The organism is Micromonospora sp. CNZ309 (assembly GCF_002846525.1).
The window spans coordinates 1,930,135-1,950,601 of sequence record NZ_PJNG01000001.1; the positions used below are offsets into that span (position 1 = coordinate 1,930,135).

General features: G+C 75.1%; 15 protein-coding genes. 4 read left to right on the forward strand and 11 right to left on the reverse strand.

Annotation, left to right across the window (positions count from 1 at the left end; translation table 11 throughout):
- Nucleotides 1–153 precede the first annotated feature (153 nt).
- Nucleotides 154–933 carry a hypothetical protein gene (locus CLT72_RS07735; protein WP_101410347.1) on the reverse strand — a complete coding sequence of 260 codons (780 nt, stop codon included), beginning with the start codon at nucleotides 931–933 and terminating at the stop codon, nucleotides 154–156.
- Between the two features lie 16 nt (nucleotides 934–949).
- On the reverse strand, nucleotides 950–1,579 hold the full coding sequence (locus CLT72_RS07740) for an RNA polymerase sigma factor (protein WP_101410349.1): 630 nt from the start codon (nucleotides 1,577–1,579) through the stop codon (nucleotides 950–952).
- A gap of 545 nt (nucleotides 1,580–2,124) precedes the next feature.
- Between CLT72_RS07740 and CLT72_RS07745 the strand changes: the two genes are divergently transcribed.
- A complete protein-coding gene (locus CLT72_RS07745) occupies nucleotides 2,125–3,486 on the forward strand; it encodes a serine/threonine-protein kinase (protein ID WP_101410351.1) in 1,362 nt (453 codons plus the stop codon).
- A gap of 180 nt (nucleotides 3,487–3,666) precedes the next feature.
- Here the strand turns inward: CLT72_RS07745 and CLT72_RS07750 are convergent, their stop codons facing one another.
- The 5 genes from CLT72_RS07750 to CLT72_RS07770 form a co-directional block, all read right to left on the reverse strand.
- Nucleotides 3,667–6,150, reverse strand: coding sequence for an FtsX family ABC transporter permease (locus CLT72_RS07750; protein WP_101410353.1), 2,484 nt, complete (start codon nucleotides 6,148–6,150; stop codon nucleotides 3,667–3,669).
- Nucleotides 6,147–6,941 (reverse strand): ABC transporter ATP-binding protein, encoded by a 795-nt coding sequence (locus CLT72_RS07755; protein WP_101410355.1) that lies wholly within the window; start codon nucleotides 6,939–6,941, stop codon nucleotides 6,147–6,149. The genes CLT72_RS07750 and CLT72_RS07755 overlap by 4 nt, the downstream gene beginning before the upstream one ends.
- A 149-nt stretch (nucleotides 6,942–7,090) precedes the next feature.
- A complete protein-coding gene (locus tag CLT72_RS07760; RefSeq protein ID WP_101410357.1) occupies nucleotides 7,091–7,756 on the reverse strand; it encodes a response regulator in 666 nt (221 codons plus the stop codon).
- Nucleotides 7,753–8,997 (reverse strand): sensor histidine kinase, encoded by a 1,245-nt coding sequence (locus CLT72_RS07765; RefSeq protein WP_101410359.1) that lies wholly within the window; start codon nucleotides 8,995–8,997, stop codon nucleotides 7,753–7,755. The genes CLT72_RS07760 and CLT72_RS07765 overlap by 4 nt, the downstream gene beginning before the upstream one ends.
- A 63-nt stretch (nucleotides 8,998–9,060) precedes the next feature.
- Nucleotides 9,061–9,753, reverse strand: coding sequence for a DUF305 domain-containing protein (locus CLT72_RS07770; RefSeq protein WP_101410361.1), 693 nt, complete (start codon nucleotides 9,751–9,753; stop codon nucleotides 9,061–9,063).
- A 138-nt stretch (nucleotides 9,754–9,891) separates the two neighbouring features.
- On the opposite strand from CLT72_RS07770, the gene CLT72_RS07775 reads away from it, so the two are divergent.
- A complete protein-coding gene (locus CLT72_RS07775; RefSeq protein WP_101410363.1) occupies nucleotides 9,892–11,343 on the forward strand; it encodes an LVIVD repeat-containing protein in 1,452 nt (483 codons plus the stop codon).
- A gap of 73 nt (nucleotides 11,344–11,416) precedes the next feature.
- On the opposite strand, the gene CLT72_RS07780 is transcribed toward CLT72_RS07775, so the two are convergent.
- From CLT72_RS07780 to CLT72_RS07790, 3 genes are all read right to left on the reverse strand, one after another.
- Nucleotides 11,417–11,638 (reverse strand): DUF2188 domain-containing protein, encoded by a 222-nt coding sequence (locus tag CLT72_RS07780; RefSeq protein WP_101410365.1) that lies wholly within the window; start codon nucleotides 11,636–11,638, stop codon nucleotides 11,417–11,419.
- A 124-nt stretch (nucleotides 11,639–11,762) separates the two neighbouring features.
- Nucleotides 11,763–13,373, reverse strand: a complete 1,611-nt coding sequence (locus tag CLT72_RS07785; RefSeq protein ID WP_101410367.1) for an asparagine synthase-related protein — start codon at nucleotides 13,371–13,373, stop codon at nucleotides 11,763–11,765.
- Nucleotides 13,374–13,378: 5 nt separating this feature from the next.
- Nucleotides 13,379–14,338, reverse strand: a complete 960-nt coding sequence (locus CLT72_RS07790; protein ID WP_101410369.1) for a DUF5715 family protein — start codon at nucleotides 14,336–14,338, stop codon at nucleotides 13,379–13,381.
- 1,339 nt (nucleotides 14,339–15,677) lie between these two features.
- Here CLT72_RS07790 and CLT72_RS07795 point away from each other — a divergent pair.
- Complete coding sequence (locus CLT72_RS07795; protein ID WP_101410371.1) at nucleotides 15,678–17,897, forward strand: glycoside hydrolase family 43 protein; 2,220 nt, start codon at nucleotides 15,678–15,680, stop codon at nucleotides 17,895–17,897.
- Nucleotides 17,898–17,993: 96 nt separating this feature from the next.
- Here the strand turns inward: CLT72_RS07795 and CLT72_RS07800 are convergent, their stop codons facing one another.
- Nucleotides 17,994–18,521, reverse strand: coding sequence for a 2'-5' RNA ligase family protein (locus tag CLT72_RS07800; protein ID WP_101410373.1), 528 nt, complete (start codon nucleotides 18,519–18,521; stop codon nucleotides 17,994–17,996).
- 101 nt (nucleotides 18,522–18,622) lie between these two features.
- Between CLT72_RS07800 and CLT72_RS07805 the strand changes: the two genes are divergently transcribed.
- The gene (locus CLT72_RS07805; protein WP_101410375.1) at nucleotides 18,623–20,422 is read left to right on the forward strand and encodes a DEAD/DEAH box helicase; all 1,800 of its coding nucleotides are present in this window, start codon (nucleotides 18,623–18,625) and stop codon (nucleotides 20,420–20,422) included.
- Nucleotides 20,423–20,467 lie beyond the last annotated feature (45 nt).

A 20,467-nucleotide genomic window follows, 5' to 3' on the forward strand; every position in this document is an offset into this window, starting at 1 on the left:
CACCCGTTCCTGTCTAGCAGACGAATTTCGTCCTACCGGCCGGAACGTGCAGCGCAAACGGGCGGCCCCGGCCCGCCGCGACGGCCGGGGGAATCGGCCGCGCCGGCTCAGCCGGTGGCGGCCACGCGGGCTGTCCGGAGAAGGGCGGACGACTCAGTCGGCGGCGGTCGGACCCGGGGTCGGCGACGGCCTCTGCTTCGTCGGCGACTCCGGCGACTCCGCCGCCGCCTCGGGCACCAGGTCCCCGCAGAAGCCCTCGACCTGCCCACGGCCGCCCGCCGCGGTCACCAGGCCGGCGAACGCGGGGGTGTCCAGCGCCCGCTCCCGCTGCGCCGGCTTCTTCGCCAGGTACGCCCGGCAGAGGCCGCGCAGCTGCTCGGTGGGCGGCTCCGGCGTCCCCGGGGCGGCGCCCGTGGTGCTCCCGGGGCCAGGTACGCCCGAGTCAGGCGGGGCGGTGGCACCGGGCGGGGTTCCGGTGGGGTCGCCGCCGCCGGTGGCTGCGGTCGGCCCGTCGCGCTGCGGCGTCGAGGTGGTTGGCGACGCGGTGGCCGGTGCCGGGGTGGCGGGGGGCCTCGGCGGGGCCGGGTCGTCGGCCCGGTCGAGCGTGACGGCCGCGAAGGCGGCGCCCGCGGTGGCGGTGACGGCGATCCCCGCACCCCAGGCCACGGCGCCGGCGGTGAACCGGCGGCGGCGCGGCGCGGGGACTCCCCCGGTGGCTGGTCCGGCCGCGCGGGCCGCCCGGAAGGCGGCCACGGCGGCCTCCTCGCCGGCCAGTTCGCCCGGACGGGCCGGAGCGGCGGCGGCGGCGAGCAGCCGGCTGAGCGGCTCGGACACGTCGGTCTCCGGCGTACGGGGCACGCCCGCCCGCGCGTCGTCGAGGAGCCGGTCGGCCGCGCCGCGGTCGGCAGGCCGCCCGGTCCGACGGAAGAACATCCTGAATCCCCTCACGTCAACCGTCCGCCGGCTCGACGTGCGACGCCTGCCGTCCGCCGGTACGCGGTCGCGGCGTCACGGCGGCCTCGGGCGCGGCCGGCGACCGGGCCGGGTCGTGGCGTTCCAACATCGCGGCGAGCCGGCGCAGTCCCCGGTGGGCGGCGGTGCGTACGGCACCGGGCCTGCGGCCGAGCACCCGCCCGGCGGTCTCGGCGTCCAGCCCGACGACCGCGCGCAGCAGCACGGCCTCGGCCTCGCGGGGCGGCAGGGTGGCGATCAGCGCGAGCGCCGCCTCGGTGCCGATCGTCTCGCCGGCCCGTTCGGCGGTGTCGGCGTCACCGGCCAGTTCGGCGAGCGCCTGCACCGGCACCGGCAGCGACGGACGACGGCGTTGCCGGCGCAGGTGGTCCATGGCCCGGTTACGGGCGATGGTGACAGCCCACGCCCGGAACTCGCCGCCGGTGAAGCTGGGCAGGTCACGGGAGATCTGCAGCCAGGTCTCGGAGGCGACGTCCTCGGCGTCCGCGCCGACCAGGGCGGTCAGGTAACGGAGCAGGCCGGGCTGGAGGCTGCGGTAGAGGAAGCGGAAGGCGTCCTCGTCGCCGGCCTGCGCCGCCACGACGGCCTCGTTCAGCTCACCCGCCATGCGGCCGCCGCTCTCGTCCCGGGGACACGTGCAGGCAGCGCACGCCGACGTGGGCGTGCGCGAGGCAAGCACGGCCCGGCAACCGGACCTGATCCCGCACCCTCAGCCCCCCGCTGACCTGATCACGCCCGGGACCGCGTCGCCCGGACGGCACGTCCGGACTCTGCCGTGGCGGCACGGCCTGTGGCGCAGGTGCCGCGGCGGCGCCGTGGGGCGGGCCCGAGACGGGCTAACGCTAGGAGCGCCGGGTCGATCGGGCAAGCCCACTCGGCGGGCAAAAGAGTGAGAATTATCTAGCCGTTCGGCCGGCCCGTCGCTGTAACGGCGCGACGCCCCGCGACGCTGCGCCGATCGACGGTCGCGGGCGGCGGCGCGTTCATCCAGCGTAGGGCCGCCCTGGGCGGATCGGCGTCACGCACAGTCCGCTGCCGGTCACAGGGTATCCGAACCGGGTCGGGTCGCGTCGCCCCCGCGTCGCGGCCGGCGCGGGCCGGGCCGGGGGCGGGCGGCGAGCCGATCCCGGTGGGTCTGGGTACGGTGGTGCTGTGTTGTCATCGGAGGTCGTACTCAGCGGTCGCTACCGCCTGGACGAGCGTGTCGCCACGGGCGGCATGGGCGACGTCTGGCGGGGCAAGGACCTCGTCCTCGGCCGGCAGGTCGCGGTCAAGGTCCTGCTGCCGGCGCTGGTCTCCGACCCCGACTTCATCGCCCGATTCCGCGCCGAGGCCCGGATCATGGCCGCGCTGCGCCACCCGGGCATCGTGCAGGTCTTCGACTGCGGCGAGGACGACCTGCCCGACGGGAGCCGGGCCGACTACCTGGTCATGGAGTTCGTGACCGGCCAGCCCCTGTCCAAGCGGATCGAGGCCGCCGGGCATCTCGACGTGGCCCAGACGATGGGGATCGTCGCGCAGGTCGCGCAGGCGCTGCACGCCGCGCACCTCGGCGGGATCGTGCACCGCGACGTCAAGCCCAGCAACCTGCTGGTGCAGGAGGACGGCAGCGTCGTGCTGGTCGACTTCGGCGTCGCCCGGTCGACGAACGTCACCAGCATCACCAGCACGAACGCGGTGCCCGGCACCGCCCTCTACATGGCTCCGGAGCAGGCCGCCGGCCGGCCGGTGTCCGGCGCGACCGACATCTACGCGCTCGGCGCCGTGGCCTACTGCTGCCTCAGCGGCAGCCCGCCGTTCACCGGCGACAACCCGTTGCAGGTCGCCGTGCGCCACCTCGACGACGAGCCGCCGGAGCTGCCGCACGAGGTCCCCGAGGCGGTCCGCGCGCTGGTCTCCCGCGCCCTGGCCAAGGACCCGGCCGACCGGTTCAGCAGCGCGGCGGCGATGGCCGAGGCCGCGCGGGCCGCCGTCTCCGACCCCTCCGCGGCCACCGCCATGGTGCCCACCGCCGCAGCCGTGGGCGGCGTGGACCCGGGCACCCGCACCGACATGCCGGCCGCCGCCGGCGTGGCCCGTCGGAGGCGCCGCGGCACCCTCGTCGGCGCCGCGGCGGCCGTGCTGGTGGCGCTGGCCGGGCTCGGTGCGGCGCTCGGCGCCTCGGGCGAGGCCGACGCGCCGGCGGTCAAGGTGCCGCAGGCGACCACCCCGGCCGCGGAGCCGAGCGGCGACGCGCAGGCGCCGGCGGAGCAGGACGACGAGCCCGCCAACCCGGGCCGGCCGTTCCGGCCGACCGGCTCCACCTCCAGCCCTTCGCCGTCGGCCACCGCGCCCCCGGTCTCCCCCCAGCCCAGCGGGTCGGACGCCCCGGAGTCCCCCGAGCCCAGCGGCACCGCCGAACCGCCGGGCCCGTCGCCCAGCACCGCCGTCCCGACGCAGAGCCCGCCGCCGCCGGTGGAGCCGACCGAGACACAGACCACGCCGGTCGAGCCCGCCAACCCCCCGGCAGGCTGACCGCGCCCCCGGCCCAGCGCCGTCCCGTCGCCGCTCGCCCGCGTCCGCGCACCGGCGCCCGGCCCCGCACATCGGTTCGATCCAGACCGGCAGGAACCGGTCGAGGCGGGACAGGCGTCGTCGGCCCGGCGCCGCTGGCCGGTCCCGCCGGCGCGTGGCGGCGGGACCGGGCAGCGGATGTCACTGGTCGCCGAGCGCCTCGACCACGGGCCGCGACAGCGCGCGGCGGGCCGGCAGCACCGAGGCGACCAGGGCGGCCGCCACCGCCACCCCGAGGATCAGCCCGAGCTGCCCCAGCGGCAGCACCACGGCGAAGTCGCCGCTGATCCGGGCCAGCAGGGCCATCGCGGCGGCGCTGACACCGGTGCCGAGACCCACCCCGAGCAGCGCGCCGACCAGTGCCATCAGCACCGCCTCGACGGCCAGCATGGCGCGCATCCGTCCCCGGGTCAGCCCGACCGCGCGCAGCACGGCGTTCTCCCGGGTCCGCTCCACCACGGACAGGCTCAGCGTGTTGGCGACCCCCACCAGCGCGATCACCACGGCCAGGCCAAGCAGCGCGGTGACGAGGGCGAGCAGCATGTCGACGGTGGCGGTGAGCATCTTCTTGTAGGCGCCCTGATCCATCAGGTTGGCGGTCGGGTACCGGGCGACCACCGCCTCGATGGCGGCCCGGGCCTGCTCGGCGGAGACCCCGTCGGCGGGGTCGATCTCGGCCAGGTAGCCCCGCTCGTCCGGAAAGAGGGCGGCGAAGTCGGCGTCCACCACCTCGATCACGTGACCGGCGGGTACGGGGCTGCCGGCGAGCGTCGGCCCGTCGGCGGTGACGACTGCGGCCACCCGCAACGACCGGCCGCGTACGGTGACGGTGGAGCCGGTCGTCCAGCCCCGGGCCTCGGCCAACTCCCGGTGCACCAGCACCTGTCCCGGGCCCAGCCGGTCGACCTGCCCCGACACGACACCGGTCAGGGTCCGGCCGACCAGGGCGGGGTGCGCGGCCTGCACCCGCACGTCGGCGGCGACGGCGCCGCGCTGCTCGTGCACCACTGCCAGTTCCGGCCGGGCGCGCAGCTCGGCCACGAGCGGTGCCGGGAGGTCCCCGCCGATTCCGGTGACCAGCCAGTCGACCCCGATCTCGGCGTCCACGCTGCGCTCGATGCCGTCCTTGGTGCTGCGGGCGCCGACCACGAAGGCCGACACCAGACCGATCCCGATCACCAGGGCCGTGGCGGTCGCGGCGATCCGGCGCGGATTGCGTACGGCGTTCGCCACGGCCAGCCCGGCGGTGGCACCGAACAGCCGGCGGGCCGGCCACCCCAGCACCCGGACCAGCGCCGGCACGAGCACCGGGCCGAAGAGCACGATCCCGAAGAAGGTGAGTACGCCGCCGGCGGCCACCAGGACCACCTGCACGGCGTACGCGGCGGCGACCAGCGCGGCGATCCCGGCGGCGAAGACCACCGCACCGGCCGTCAACCGGAGCCGGCCGGCACCCCGGGCGGGCTGGACCGCCGCGTCGGTGAGCGCGGCGACCGGGGCGACGCGGGTGCCCCGCCACGCGGGCAGCAGGGCGGCGCCCATCGTGATCGCCGTGCCCAGGAGCAGGCTGACCAGCACGGTCGACGCGGTGACGGCGAGCCCGCCGGGGACCGGCGCGTCGAGCCTCGTCATCACCTGGTTCATGCCGCCGGCCAGGGCCACGCCGATCAGCACGCCGGCGGCGGAGGCGACCAGCCCGACCAGCGCGGCCTCCAGCAGCGCGGCGCGGAACAGCTGGCCCCGGGTCGCGCCGACCAGCCGCAGCAGCGCGGTCCGCCGCGTCCGCTGGGCCAGCACGATGGCGAAGGTGTTGGCGATGACGAAGCCGGCGACCACGACGGCGACGCCGGCGAAGGTCAGCAGCACCATGTTGAACTGCTCGAGGTCGCGGACCGCGTCGGTCACGGCGTCGTCGAGGATGCGCTGCCGGGTCTTGACGGTCGCGCCGGCGCCGACGGCCCCGGCGGCCCGCTCGACCAGTGTCCCGTCGGCCGCGCCGGGCCGGGCCGCCACCATGATCCGGTCGTACCCCCGCTGGCCGGTGACCGCGAGGGCGTCCGCGCCGACCAGGCCGATGAACGGACCGCCGACGTCGCGGGCGGTGCCGGCCACGTCGACCGTGCCGACCAGGGTGTACGGGCGGGCCGCTCCCCCGCCGCCGCCGACGCGTACGCCGCTGCCGAGGGCGAAGCCCTCCTGCTCGACGGTCGCGGCGTCCAGCACCACCTCGCCCGGGCGGTCGGGCAACCGGCCGGCCACCACGTCGTACGAGCGCAGCGCCGCGTCGACGGGGATCGCGGCGAGGACGGCGTAGCCGAGCACGGGGCGGCCGTCGGCGCCCACGATCCCGCCGGAGCCGAGCAGCTCGCCCTCGGCGGCGGCGACCCCGTCGAGGGCGCGCACCTTCTCGACCAGCGCGGGCGGCAGCGGGTCGTCCGTGGTGGAGTGCACGGCGAGGTCGGTGTGCCGGTCGAACGCCCCGGCCCGCTCGTACGCGCCGGCGCGCATCCCGTCGACGAAGATCAGCGTGCCGGCGATGAACGCGACGCCGAGCACGATGGCCAGCGACGAGAGCATCAGGCGCAGCGCCTCGGCGCGCAGCTGGCGCAGGGTCGTCCTGATCACCGGGTCACCGCCTCGCGGCCGGCGGCCGGTACGCGCGCCGGGTCGAGGCCGGCGAGTGCGTCGAGCACGCGCTCGGCGGTCGGCGCGGTGAGGTCGCGTACCGGCCGGCCGTCGGCGAGGAAGACGACCCGGTCGGCGTGCCCGGCGGCCGACGGGTCGTGGGTCACCATGACCACCGTCTGGCCGAGGGTGTCGACGGCCTCGCGCAGCAGGCGCAGCACCTCGGCGCCGGAACGCGAGTCCAGGTTCCCGGTCGGCTCGTCGGCGAAGATCACCCAGGGTTTGGTGATCAGCGCGCGGGCCACCGCCACCCGCTGCTGCTGGCCCCCGGACAGCTCGGCGGGGCGGTGGCGCAGCCGGTCGGCGAGCCCCACCGCGGCGACGACCTGGCGCAGCCAGGCCCGCTCCGGGCGCCGGCCGGCGATGGCCAGGGGCAGCACGATGTTCTCCTCGGCGGTCAGCGCCGGCAGCAGGTTGAACTTCTGGAACACGAAGCCGACCCGGTCGCGGCGCAGCAGGGTGAGTCGCTTGTCGTCGAGGCGGGCGAGGTCGGCGTCGCCGACGCGCACGCTGCCGGAGGTGGGCCGGTCCAGGCCGACGAGGCAGTGCATGAGCGTGGACTTGCCGGAGCCGGAGGGGCCCATGATGGCGGTGAACCGGCCGGCGGCGAAGTCGACGTCGACGCCGTCGAGGGCGACGACGGCTGCCGGGCCGGAGCCGTACCGCTTGGACAGGCCGTGGGCGGCGACCGCGACGCCGGCGGTGGCGTGCGCGGGAGGTGCGACGGACACGTGGAGCTCCCCGTGGAGATCGTGACTGGGACGTCTCCGACGCTATGGGCGCCGCCGGTGCGACCGCGTCCACCCGCGCGGGGTGACCCCGCTGCGACCTGGGGCGCCCCTGACGGGGTGGGCCCGTACGACCTGGGTCGTATCCGGGCTCAGCCGCCGGGGGTGACGAGCCCGCTCTCGTACGCCAGGACCACGGCCTGCACCCGGTCGCGGAGCTGGAGCTTGGCGAGGATCCGCCCGACGTGCGTCTTGACGGTGGCCTCGGCGACGTGCACCCGGGCGGCGATCTCCGCGTTGGACAGGCCCTGCGCCACGAGCAGGAGGATCTCCCGCTCGCGTTCGGTGAGCTGGCCGATCCGGGGGTCCTCGGCGGGCCCGGGGCCGAGCCGACCGGCGAAGCGGTCGAGCAGCCGGCGGGTGATGGACGGGGCGACGACCGAGTCGCCCTGGGCGACCACCCGGATGGCGGCCAGCAGTTCCTCCGGCGGCACGTTCTTGAGCAGGAACCCGCTGGCGCCGGCCTGGAGCGCGGCGAAGGCGTCCTGCTCCGTGTCGAAGGTGGTGAGCACCAGCACCCGGGGCGAGCCGGCGGGCCGGTCCCGGCAGATGCGGCGGGTGGCCTCCACCCCGTCCATGGTCGGCATCCGGACGTCCATCACCACGACGTCGGCCTCGACGCGGGCCAGCAGCCGCAGGGCGTCGGCGCCGTCGATCGCCTCGCCGACGACCTTGAGGTCCGCCTGGGAGTCCAGCACCATCCGGAAACCGGCGCGGACCAGCGCCTGGTCGTCCACGATCACCACGCGGACCGTCATGCCGCCGTCACCTCCGTCGTCGCGGACGTCGACGGTAGCGGTAGCCGCGCCTCGACCTGCCAGCCCCCGGCCAGTCGTGGTCCGGCGGTCAGGCTGCCGTCGTACACGCCAACCCGCTCGCGCATGCCGACCAGGCCGTGCCCGCCGGAGGGCGCCGGGCTGACCGGCGGGCGGCCCCGGCCGTCGTCGACCACCCGCACCACCACGGCGTCGCCCGCGCAGGCGACGGTGACCTCGACGCCGGCGCCGACCCCGGCGTGCTTGAGCGCGTTGGTCAGCCCCTCCTGCACCACCCGGTAGACGGTCAGCTCCAGCCCGGGCGGCATCGGCGCCGGCTCCCCGGTGACCGTGTGCCGGGCCCGGAGGCCGGCGGCGCGGAAGCGGTCGAGCAGGGCGGGCAGCTCCGTCAGCGCCAGCCGGCGGTGCGATGGGTCGGCGGTCGTCCCGGAGCCGCCGGGCGCACCCGCCGCGCCGGGCCCGGCCTGCGCGTCCGGCGCGCTGGGCTCCCGCAGTACGCCGACCAGCCGGCGCATCTCCTCCAGCGCCTGCCGGCCGGTGTCGGCAACCACCTTGACCGCCTGGCGGGCGGTCTCCGGGTCCCGGTCGAGCATGAACCGCGCCCCGTCGGCCTGCACGATCATCACGGCCATGCTGTGCGCCACCACGTCGTGCAGCTCGCGGGCGATGCGGGTGCGTTCCCCGGCCACGGCGGCGCGCGCCTCCGCCTCCCGTTCCCGCTCCAGGGTGGCGGCCCGTTCCTCCAGGGTGAGCACGTAGAGCCGGCGGGTCCGCACGTTCAGCGCGACCAGCCAGACGGCCCCGGTGACCAGGCCGTAGTAGATCGCCGTCGCCCACCAGGCGATGACGCCCTGGGTCTGCATGCCGGCGAGCACCACCCCGACGGCCGCCCCGACACCCGCGAGGATCCCGTCGCGCAGCCGGTCGGCGTACTTGACCACGCTGTAGAGGGCGATCAGCACGGCGACGTCGAAGGCCAGCGGCCCCCACCCGGCGAGCACCTGCACCAGTGCGAGCGCCGCCACCGCCACGGCCACGGCCGACGGGTGGTCCCGGCGGAACAGCAGCGCCACCGCCATGCCGGCGCTGACCAGGGTGGCCTTCCATCCGCCGGGCTGGTTCGCCAGGCCGGCGAGGCCGAGGAGCACCACCACGGCGGCGACGAGGACGTCGAAGGCGACGCCGCGCCACGGGCGGCCGAGGATCGTGCGGTTCACGGTCACCCAGCGTACGTGCCGCAGGTCAGGGGCCGCCCGCCCCGGGCCGGGTCGGGCGGCCCGCCCGGGTCACGCCAGCAACTCGCGCATCCGGTCGATCTCGACGGTCTGCTCGGTGGCGACGGAGTTGGCGAACTCCGACAGGGTGAGGTCGGAGCCGACCTTGAGCAGGTCGGTGGCCATCTGGACCGCGCCCTGGTGGTGCTCGGTCATCATCCGCACGAAGAGCCGGTCGAACTCGGCGCCCCGCGTCGCCGCGAGTTGCCGGATCGCCTCGGGCGTCTGCATGCCCCGCATGCCGCCGTGGTCGTGGTCGGCCACGTCGGTGGAGAGCCCGCGCGCCTGCAGCCAGCCCCGCATCATGCCGATCTCGGGGCCCTGGCTGGCCCGGATCCGCTCCGCGAGGGCGCGCAGGGCCGGGTCGCCGGCGCGGTCGCCGGCCAGCTCCGCCATCTCCAGCGCCTGGGCGTGGTGCGGGATCATCATCCGGACGAACCAGACGTCCATCGAGTTGTGCCGGGACGTGGCCGCGTCGCGCAGTTCCTCGGCGGGCCGGACCGCGGCGGTCTCGCCCGGCCGACCGGGAACGATCACCGCTGGCCGGCTCGGGTCCGCCGGGGCGGACGTCGTGGCAGGGGCGGCGACCTGTCCCGCCGGCGCCGTGGTCGGGCCGCCGGAGCGTACGACGGCGACGACGACGACCACCGCCAGCAGCGACGCGGATATGACGATGGCCAGGGTCCGCGCACGGCGGTTGGTCATGGGCCACTCCCCCCGGTAGAGGTCATGGCGATGCTATCCATCGACAGACGCGCTTTCATGTGATCTGCATCACATCGATGGAACTCATCGGACGGTAGGGTGTGGACAATCGCCATCCCCTTGCGAAGGGCGTCGCCGATGACCAGTTTCCGCACCCTGCGGGCCAGGCGGCTCACCACCGTGAGCCTGGCCGCGGCCGGCCTTCTCCTCGCCAGCGTCGCCACCGCCACACCCGGAAGCGCCGGGGTGGCGGCGCGGTCCGCCCCATCGGGCACCGTGGACACCACCAACACCATCCCGGGCGTCGACGAGATCGTCAGCAGCCCCAACCTCCGGCAGATCGCCAACCTGCCGAAGCAGGCGCCGCTGGACGCCACCAACAGCGACCTGGCCTTCCAGGGCCGCTACGCCTTCGCCGGCAACTACAACGGCTTCGTCATCTACGACATCTCCCGGCCGAGCGCGCCGAGCGTGGTCTCGCAGGTCTACTGCCCCGGCTCGCAGAACGACATCTCCGTCCACGGTGACCTGCTGTTCCTCTCCACCGACTCCTCGCGCAGCGACGACTCCTGCAACAGCACCAGCGCGCCGGCGACCGAGAAGGCGTCCTGGGAGGGCATCAAGGTCTTCGACATCAGCGACAAGGCCAACCCGCGCTACGTCAAGGCGGTGGAGACGGCCTGCGGCTCGCACACCCACACCCTGGTGCCGGGCAAGGACCGCAAGACCGTTTACCTGTACGTCTCCTCGTACAGCCCGCGGGCGGAGTTCCCCGACTGCCAGCCCCCGCACGACTCCATCTCCATCGTCAAGGTGCCGGTGAAGTCGCCCACCGACGCGGCGGTGGTGGCCTCCCCGAACCTCTTCCCGGACGGCGGCTACGAGGGCCGGCCCGGCGGTTCGGCGACCACCGGCTGCCACGACATCACCGCCTACCCGGAGAAGAACCTCGCCGCGGGCGCGTGCATGGGCGACGGCATCCTGATGGACATCTCCAACCGGGAGGCCCCCCGGCTGATCAACCGGGTCCGGGACACCGTCAACTTCGCGTTCTGGCACTCGGCCACGTTCAACAACGCCGGCACCAAGGTGGTCTTCACCGACGAGTTGGGCGGCGGCGGCGCGGCCACCTGCAACGAGGCCATCGGTCCGGAGCGGGGCGCCGACGCCATCTACGACATCACCGGTCGCGGTGACGCCCGCAAGATGGTCTTCCGCAGCTACTACAAGATCCCCCGGATGAACGCCGACACCGAGAACTGCGTGGCGCACAACGGCTCGCTGATCCCGGTGCTCGGTCGCGACATCATGGTCCAGGCGTGGTACCAGGGCGGCATCTCCGTCTGGGACTTCACCGACTCGGCCAACCCCAAGGAGATCGCGTTCTGGGAGCGGGGCCCGCTCTCGGCCGACCGGCTCGTCGGCGGTGGCACCTGGTCCGCGTACTACTACAACGGCTACATCTACTCCAACGACATGGTCAAGGGCCTCGACGTCCTGAAGCTGACCGACTGGCGCACCTGGTCGGCGAACCTCGTGCGGTACCGCGAACTGAACGTGCAGACCCAGCCCAGCTACCTGAGCTGGTAGTCGCCCGACGCGCCGACGGGCCCGACCCCGCAGGGGGTCGGGCCCGTTCGTGTCCGGTCGGACGCGGCGACGCTCAGCCGGCCGGCGGGTACGGGTCGTTCTGGTACGTGTACTCCGTCTCGATCTTGCCGTCGGAGGTGTGCACGACGAGCTGGCTCGGCTCGTTGCCGTGCGCCGCCCGGCGTCCCGCGTCGACGGCGAGCTGCTTGGTGTCGAACGTGCCGACGACCTGGCTGCCCTGCTCGACCTTCCAGCCGCCGCCGTTCGGCACGACGTGGTATTGATTGCGCTTCATGTCAGTCACCCGCCTCTCGGTCAGGATCTCGGGATACCCGGGCCCCGGGGACGGAAAACCCGCCTTCGTGCCTGACCGTCCACAATCGTCACCGGTCCGACGGTTGCGCCTCGGCGAGCGCGGGTCACCCGGGCAGCGGCGCCTCGTCGCCCCGCGTGCGGCGCGGCCCGACCAGCCGGCGCACCATCGGGGCGGCGTTCCACTTCGCCGCGCCCACCAGGTCGCGGGCGTGTTCCAGCACCGTGTAGTCCGGCCGGGCCCGGCCGTCGGCGATGGCCCGGTCCAGGTCGTTGCCGCACCGGGTCAGCACGTTGTCGAAGTCGCGACGCACCGGTTCGAGCAGGTCGTAGCCGAACGAGCGGTGCAGCCGGGCGAAGAGCGGCTTGTAGAGCCGGGCCCGCTCGTGCAGCCCCGAGGAGTACGACATGGGGTTCTTGGGCCGGCGCCGGACGTAGTCCGGCAGCAGGTCGGCGAAGGCCCGCCGGACGATCCACTTGTCCTGCCCCTCGCGCATCTTCAGCCCGATCGGCAGCCGCATCGCCAGCTCGACCAGGCTCAGGTCGAGAAACGGCACGCGCGCCTCCACCCCGTGCCCCATGCCGGCCCGGTCGACGCGCTGCAACTCGGTACGGCAGAGGTTGCGGATCTTGTGCAGGAAGAGCCGGCGGGACGCCTCGGGACCGACCTCGTGGTACATCGGGTAGCCGCCGAACAGCTCGTCCGAGCCGTCGCCGGTGAGCGCCACCTTCACGCCCAGCTCGCGCAGCCGGCGGAACAGCGGCAGGGTGACCACCGCGTTGATGATGTCGCCGTACTCGGTCAGCTCGGACATCCTGATGGTCTCGCGGATGTCGGCCAGCCGGATGTCGCGGGGGCGCAGCTCGACCACCTCGTGCGGCACCCCGAGGTCCTTCGCGAGCCGCCGCGCGTACGCGACGTCGGGGCTGTCGGGCACGCCGACCGTGACGGCGACGCAGTCGGGGTGCATCTCGCGTACGTGCAGCAGGGCCAGCGAGCTGTCGAGGCCGCCGGAGAGCACCACCCCCACGGTGAGGTCGGTGTCCACCCGCATCCGGATGCTGTCGGTGAGGGCGGCACGGACGAGCAGGGCGGCCTCGTCCGGGTCGTCCACCACCGGCAGCCCGTCGCCGAGGGTGAGCAGGTCGACGTACGGACGCAGCCGGACCGATCCGTCGGGCTCGGCCCAGCCGTGGTGCCCGGGCGGCACCTCGGCGATCGGGGCGCGGTGCCCGACCAGCGCCTTGACCTCGCTGGCGACGTGCAGGCAGCCGGGCGTGCGGCACCAGTACAACGGCTTGACGCCGAGCGGGTCCCGGACCAGGTAGCCCCGGCCGGTGGCCCGTTCCACGACGGCGAAGGCGTACTCGCCGCGCAGCCGGGTCACCATGCCCTCGCCCCAGTGCAGGAACGCCGCGAGCACCACCTCGGTGTCACTGGTGCCGCGGAAGCGGTGGCCCAGCCGGACGAGTTCGGCGCGCAGCTCGTGGTGGTTGAAGACCTCGCCGTTGTAGCAGAGCAGCCACCGCTCGTCGGCGGAGGCCCATGGCTGCACGGCGCGTTCGCGGTCCACGATCGGCAGCCGGCGGGTGCCGGTGAGCAGGCCGTTCTCGTAGCGGGTCTCGGTGACCTCGCCGCGCGGGGCGAGGGTGGCGAGCATCCGCCGGAAGATCGTCGGATCGGCCTCGGGGCCGAGGCTCAACGCGATGCCACACATCGGGCTCAGACCCCCATCTCGGCTTCGTACGCCCGGCGCAGCCGCCGCCGCGCCGCGGGCGCGAGGCACACGTGCCAGGCCTGGCCCTCGTCGACCACGTTGACCTCGCCGGTCCGCTGCCGGGCCAGCAGCAGCTCGGACAGGGTGTCCCGGACCCCGAACCGGTCGAACCACTCCATCTCCACGTCGACCGCCCAGCCGAGGCAGTGGCCGCTGGGCACCATGGCGGCGTACCCGAGCCGGCGCAGCCGGTGCTGGTGCTCGGCGCTGCGGACCAGGCTGGTCACCCACAGCGGCGGCGTGCCGGGCGGGGTGCTGGCGGCGAACTGCCGGGCGATGTCGTTGAGCAGCGCCACCACCTCCCGGCGGGCCCGCCGGAAGCGCAGCCCGGCGGTACGCGGCGTGGCGGCGGGCAGCAGCCGGCGTCGCACCGCCCGTGTGCCGCGTCCCAGCAGCGTGCGGGGCTGCTCGGTGTAGCGGAAGCGCAGCAGGTCCCGCCGGCGCAGCCACTCCAGGTCCACCAGCTCCGGGCTGGCGTCGACCTGGGCGTCGGTGAGGAAGGTGGGAGCGTCGCGCCACCACATCACGTCGACGCGGGAGAGCAGGTAGATCCGGACCAGCGCGGTGAGGTCGGCGGCGGAGCTGCGCGCGTTGGGCTGGTAGCGGGCCATCTCCAGCAACAACGTCTCGCGGGCGCCGACGGGCCCCTGTGGGGTGGCGTCCAGCACCGCGGCGATCGCGGGCTCGCGCAGCCGGTCGTCGATCAGCATCTGCCGCGCGCTGGTGCAGGACTCCCCAGCGAGCGCGCCGACCTCGACCAGCAGGTCGGCCACGGCCGCCCGGTAGGCCTCGAGGTCCGGTGCCGCGGGTCGCGTCGGCGAGGCGAACGCGCGCCGCCGCGTCGGCGCGGCGGGTGTGACGGAGGAGCCGGGCCGCTGTCCCGGGCTTCGGCTGGGCACTCGCATGGTCGGGTCCTCTCTCCCGTCACGGCAGCACTGTGCATCGCCCCTGAACACACCGTAATCGGGCTGCACGGGAGGAGTCCGAACAATCCTCCTATCCACTCCTTCGGGGCTGCCCTGCCGCCGCCAGGCACGAACGGCCACGGCCGGGACACCGCCGCCCAACCCACTGCACCTCGCCCCACGACGGCGGTTGCCCGCGCAACGCGGCGCCGGACCCCCGAGCACTGCCAGCCCACCGCGCCAGCCCCAGCCACGACCTCCGGGGATGCGGTCGGTCGCCAGGGTCCGGGGGTGCAGTCGGTCGCCAGGGTCACCGTGGCCGCCAGGGCGCCACGCCCACCTCGCCTCCACGTCGACGGCCACGGCACGGGGAGCCGGCTCAGCACCCGCACCCAGCGGAGGCTCCCCGCCCCGGGCGACAGCCGCGGCGCCCACCCATTCGCACCCTCGCCACCCCACCCGGGCCGCGCCCGCCAGCTACGGCTACGGCATCACAGAAAGTAGCTATCGGGTGGCCCGGCCACATCCCCCTCGCCGCCCTTTGCTCTGCATCCACATACGCACCAACTACCTAGAGTCAGAAGCCCTCACGCCTCCGATTGGACCAGTGCACCCAAAAGCCCAGTTCAGAGGGGTGGTGCATCGAGGGATGCAGAGCAAAGGGGCGAGAGGGCAATCAGCCGCCGGAACATCGGCCGTGACGCACGGTGACCGCCGGTCGCCCTCACCGTGGGTAACAGGCTTTGGGACGGGACACCCACTTCCTCCCGCCCGGAAGATCGGGTTCCGAGAATCGGCCGCCGGGCGGTACGGGCGTCGGCAGAACGCCGACCGGCGCGCCCGCCGGTCGGCGTTCCGCCGCCGAGCGCGACTTGCGCGCCGACACCACAGGCCGGGCGCCTGGTGCCGAAGGGGTCGGGCGAACGCCTGAGTGTCGAACGCGCGCCCCCAGCCCTCGCCCCCGCCCCGTGCTCGCCCCCGCCCCGTGCTCGCTCCCGCGCCCGCTGCCGTGCTCGCCGACGGTCGGCGTTCCGCCGCCGAGCGCGACTTGCCGCGAGAGCCGCGTCGAGCAGGGCGGTCGGAACGCGGCGCCCCAGCGGCAGCCCAGCGCCGCGACCAGCGCGCCACATCAGCGCCACATCAGCGCCGGGACCAGCCTGCCGGACCGGCGGCGGACCGGCGGTATACCAAGGTGGGCGCCGGCACGGACCCACGCCCGGGCACGGGTGCCTTGCGACGGACATCGAACTGCCCCCACTCCTTTACAACGTTGTATCCAACGTTGTAGAAACGGACACGCACCGATCCTGATCGACATCTCGCACCCGAGGCAGGTCTGATGGGACATCTCCGCCGCGCCGGGGCGCTCGCCGCCGTCATCGGTCTGGTCCTGGCCGGGACGGCGTCCGCGCCGGCCGCCGCCGTACCCGACCTCCGCTACCACAATCCCGTCTCGGCCGGGTTCGCCGACACCTTCGCCGACCCGGTGATCGTCCGTGGTGAGGACGGCTTCTGGTACGCGTACGGCACCACCGACCCGCTGCGCGAAGGCGAGGGGGTCTTCCACCGCGTCCCCACCGCCCGCTCGGCCGACCTCGTCGACTGGACGTACGTCGGGGACGCCTTCGGCGCCGACCAGCGCCCGGCGTACGCGGCGCCGGGCGCCGGCTTCTGGGCCCCCGACGTGCGCCGGGTCGGCGACCGGTGGGTCATGTACGTCACGGTCACCGACACGACCGTCTCCCCCGACGGCGGCGACTTCGCCGTCGGCGCGGCCACCGCACCCACCCCGACCGGCCCGTGGACCTTCGCCGACGAGCCCGTGGTCGCGCCCCGCCCCGGCAGCGGCGGGGGCTGGTTGTGGACCATCGACCCGAGCCAGTTCACCGACGTCGACGGCCGGCACTACCTCTACCACGGCAGCTACTATGGCGGGATCTCGGTGACCGAGCTGTCCCCCGACGGGCTGCGCGCGGTCGGCACGCCCACCATGGTCGCCATCGACAACAAGTTCGAGGGCAGCCACGTGGTGCGCCACGACGGCTGGTACTACCTGTTCGCCTCCACGGCCAACTGCTGCGCCGGCCCGGCCACCGGCTACTCCGTGCAGGTCGGCCGGTCCCGGAGTCCGCGCGGGCCGTTCGTCGACCGCGACGGCATCGCGCTGACCGCCTCCCGGGCCGGCGGCACGCCGGTGCTCACCCAGAACGGCAACCGGTGGATCGGCACCGGCCACAACGGCTTCCTCACCGACCTGTCGGGCCAGGACTGGATCGTCTACCACGCCATCGACCGGGCCGACCCGTACCTGAACGAGCCGTTCGGCGTCAACGAGCGGCCGATGCTGCTGGACCGCCTCGACTGGATCGACGGCTGGCCGACGGTGAACGCCGGCGCCGGCCCGTCCGAGGGCGCCCGGCCCGCGCCGGTCACCACCGGCCGCGTGGACGAACGCTTCGACGCCGGGCTGGCCGGCTGGCGGCGCGGCGCCGGGGACTGGCGGGTCACCGACGGCCGCCTCACCGGCAGCGGCGCGCTGACCAGCCGTACGACCGTGGGTGGTGACGTGCGGGCGGAGGCCGACCTGCGGCTTCCCGCTGCCGGGACGGCCGGGCTCACGCTCGGCGGCCGGGTCTCGGTGCGGGTGGACGCCGCCGCCGGCCGGTTGGTGGCCGCCGACGGCGGACGTACCGTGAGCGCGCCGCTGCCCGCCGGCTTCGACGCCGCCGCCGGGCACCACCTCGCCGTCGAGGTACGCGGCCGGGACCTGGTGGCCGAGCTGAGCCCGGCCCGCCTCGGCGACCAACTGGCGGTCGTGTCGCTGCGGCTGGCGCGGCCGGTGGCGGGGCGCGTCACGCTCACCGCGACCGGCGGGTCCGCCGGGTTCGACAACGTCAGCGTCGCCCGGCTGCACCGACCGGTGCGCCACGCCGCCGCCGAGCCACGGGCGGGCCGGCTGCTGCCCGCGTTCTCCGACGAGTTCACCGGCGGGCTGGACCCGGCGTGGCGGTGGGTCCGGCCGGACCCGGCGGCCACCGTGTCGGGCGGGGCGCTGCGCTGGCCGGTGCAGGGTGCCGACCTGACCGGCACCGGCAACACCGCCGGCGTGCTGCTGCGCGACGCGCCGGGCGGCGACTATGTCGTGGAGACGAAGGTGACCCTCGAACTCGGCGAGGAGACGGTCCGCAACTACCAGCAGGCCGGGCTCGTCGCCTACGTCGACGACGACCGCTTCGCCCGACTGTCGCAGGTCGCCATCTGGAACACCCGGCAGGTGGAGTACGGCTACGAGCTGCCCTTCGCCGGTCGGCCGGTCTACGGCGGCACCATCGTCGGCACCCCGGCGACCACCACCTGGCTGCGGCTGGCGCACCGGGTCGACCCGGTCTCCGGCGAGCACGAGTTCCGCGCCGGCTCCAGCCGGGACGGGCGCAACTGGACGTGGGGCGGGGTCTGGACGTTCCCGGCCGACACCACTCCCCGGATCGGGCTGGTCGCGCACGGCGGCGCCGACCCGGCGGTCACCGCGCACTTCGACTATCTGCGCTTCCACCGCTGAGCCCTGCTGAGCCCTTCGACCGGGCCGGGCCCCCGCCGGACGGTGGGTGCCCGGCCCCGTCTCCGGGCGGCGGGGCGGGCGCGGCGGCGGGGCGGGTCAGCCGCGGCGCTCTTCGCCGCCGAGCGGGCTGACCGTCCGGCTCGACCCGTCGTAGCTGCGGGCGGCGACGAAGGTACCGCCGGGGCGCTCGACGCCGGCGACCGCGCGGGCCAGCCGGCGGTCGGCGTCGCGGAAGCGCAGCGCCAGACTCAGGTGCGGCCGCCAGCGCCCGGGGGCGTGCCAGGGGCGCTGGCCCGGCGCCGCCGCGAGGACGTCCCACACCGACGCGTGCAGGGCGGTCAGCTCCGGCGACGGGCGCAGCAGCCACACCAGCGGGGCGCTGCCGTCGAGCACCGCGATCCGGTCCAGCCGCACCGGCAGCGGCAGCGTCGCGTCGAACAGTGCGGCCAGGCGCGGCCGGGCGCCGGGCGGGAACTCGTCGACGGCGGCGAGGGTCAGGTGCGGCCGGTTGGTCGGGTGGGCGTTTCGGGCAAGGCTCGGCAGGCCCGACGCGGCCAGCCGCTCCCAGGCGCCGCGCACGGCCGCCTCCAGCTCGGGCGAGCAGACCAGTTCGACCGTACGCACGCCGCCAGGCTAGCCCCCGGAGCACGGTGACGGGCCCGCCCGGGTCACGGTTGTGCCGGTCGGCGAAACGGCGTCGCGGCGGTGATGAAAAGCTTGACGGCATGAGTTCCGCACCCGTACGGCACGACCCGCCCACCGAGCCCGGCCCCGCCGCCCTCGACGACACGAGCGCCTTCGCGGACCTCGGACTACGCGCCGAGCTGCTGGGCGCGCTGACCGCCCTGGGCTACGAGGAGCCCACCCCGATCCAGCGGGAGGCCATCCCGCCGCTGCTGGCCGGTCGGGACCTGTTGGGTCAGGCCGCGACGGGTACGGGCAAGACGGCCGCCTTCGCGCTGCCGCTGTTGCAGCGGATGCCCGACGACCGGCCCGGCGGCGCCCCGGTGGCGCTGGTGCTGGTGCCCACCCGCGAGCTGGCGGTGCAGGTCTCCGAGGCGTTCCACCGCTACGGCAAGGACCTGGGCGCGCGGGTGCTGCCCATCTACGGCGGGCAGCCGATCGGCCGGCAGTTGCGCGCCCTGGACCTCGGCGTCGACGTCGTGGTCGCCACCCCGGGCCGTGCGTTGGACCACATCGCGCGGGGCACGCTCGACCTGGGCGCGCTGGCCACGGTGGTGCTCGACGAGGCCGACGAGATGCTCGACATGGGCTTCGCCGAGGACATCGAGGCGATCCTGGAGCACGCGCCGGAGCAGCGGCAGACGGTGCTCTTCTCGGCGACGATGCCGGCGCGCATCGACGGGCTGGCCCGCAAGCACCTGACCGACCCGGTACGCATCCTCATCGCCCGCGAGCAGCCGGTGGCCGGCGAGGCGCCCCGGGTGCGCCAGAGCGCGTACATCGTCGCCCGGGCGCACAAGCCGGCGGCGCTGGGCCGGGTGCTGGACGTCGAGTCCCCCACGGCGGCGATCGTCTTCTGCCGCAGCCGCGAGGAGGTCGACCGGCTCACCGAGACCATGAACGGCCGGGGCTACCGGGCCGAGGCGCTGCACGGCGGGATGAGCCAGGAGCAGCGCGACCGGGTGATGGGCCGGCTGCGTACGGGCACCGCGGACCTGCTGGTGGCCACCGACGTGGCCGCGCGCGGCCTGGACATCGAGCAGCTCACCCACGTGGTCAACTACGACGTGCCGTCGGCGCCCGAGTCGTACGTGCACCGCATCGGCCGGGTGGGCCGGGCCGGGCGGGAGGGCGTGGCGATCACCCTCGCCGAGCCGCGCGAGCACCGGATGCTCAAGACCATCGAGCGGGTCACCGGTCAGCGCATCACCATCGACAAGATCCCGACGGTGGCGGACATGCGCACCCGGCGGCTGGAGCTGACGCAGGGCGCCCTGCGGGAGAGCCTGCTCGAGGACGACCTCGACCCGTACCGGGCGATCGTCGAGTCGCTGACCGACGAGTTCGACCTGGTCGAGGTGGCCCTCGCGGCGGTGAAGCTGGCGCACGAGGCGACGTCGCCGGGCTCGGACGACGAGGAGGAGATCCCCCAGGTTCCCGTCCGGGGGCCGCGCGAGGGGCGGCCGGAGGCCGGCGGCCGGGGCGAACGGCGTGGCGGTGCCCGGCCCCGCAGCGGCGGCACCACCCAGGTCTTCATCGGGTTGGGCCGGCGTGCCGGGGTCCGCCCGCAGGACCTGGTGGGCGCGATCACGGGCGAGACCGGGATCAGCGGCCGGGACATCGGCTCGATCGAGATCGCCGACCGGTTCTCGCTGGTGGAGGTGCCCCAGGGCGTCGCCGACGAGGTGATCGCGGGGCTGCGCGGCAGCACCATCAAGGGTCGCAAGGCGACCGTACGCCGGGATCGTGACGGCGACGGCGGCGGCGGCGAGCGCCGCTTCGACGGGGCCGACCGGCGCGAGCGCCGCGACCGGGACTTCGACCGGCGCGACCGCCGCTGACCCCGCACGTCAGGAAGGGCCCTCTGTCAACGCCTCGCGCGTGGC

Excerpts from the sequence above, each read along its gene's own strand:
- CLT72_RS07735 (WP_101410347.1), bottom strand. The coding sequence starts at position 933 with ATGTTCTTCCGTCGGACCGGGCGGCCTGCCGACCGCGGCGCGGCCGAC.
- CLT72_RS07805 (WP_101410375.1), top strand. The coding sequence starts at position 18,623 with ATGAGTTCCGCACCCGTACGGCACGACCCGCCCACCGAGCCCGGCCCC.
- CLT72_RS07770 (WP_101410361.1), bottom strand. The coding sequence starts at position 9,753 with ATGACCAACCGCCGTGCGCGGACCCTGGCCATCGTCATATCCGCGTCG.
- CLT72_RS07740 (WP_101410349.1), bottom strand. The coding sequence starts at position 1,579 with ATGGCGGGTGAGCTGAACGAGGCCGTCGTGGCGGCGCAGGCCGGCGAC.
- CLT72_RS07760 (WP_101410357.1), bottom strand. The coding sequence starts at position 7,756 with ATGACGGTCCGCGTGGTGATCGTGGACGACCAGGCGCTGGTCCGCGCC.
- CLT72_RS07780 (WP_101410365.1), bottom strand. The coding sequence starts at position 11,638 with ATGAAGCGCAATCAATACCACGTCGTGCCGAACGGCGGCGGCTGGAAG.
- CLT72_RS07795 (WP_101410371.1), top strand. The coding sequence starts at position 15,678 with ATGGGACATCTCCGCCGCGCCGGGGCGCTCGCCGCCGTCATCGGTCTG.
- CLT72_RS07775 (WP_101410363.1), top strand. The coding sequence starts at position 9,892 with ATGACCAGTTTCCGCACCCTGCGGGCCAGGCGGCTCACCACCGTGAGC.
- CLT72_RS07785 (WP_101410367.1), bottom strand. The coding sequence starts at position 13,373 with ATGTGTGGCATCGCGTTGAGCCTCGGCCCCGAGGCCGATCCGACGATC.
- CLT72_RS07790 (WP_101410369.1), bottom strand. The coding sequence starts at position 14,338 with ATGCGAGTGCCCAGCCGAAGCCCGGGACAGCGGCCCGGCTCCTCCGTC.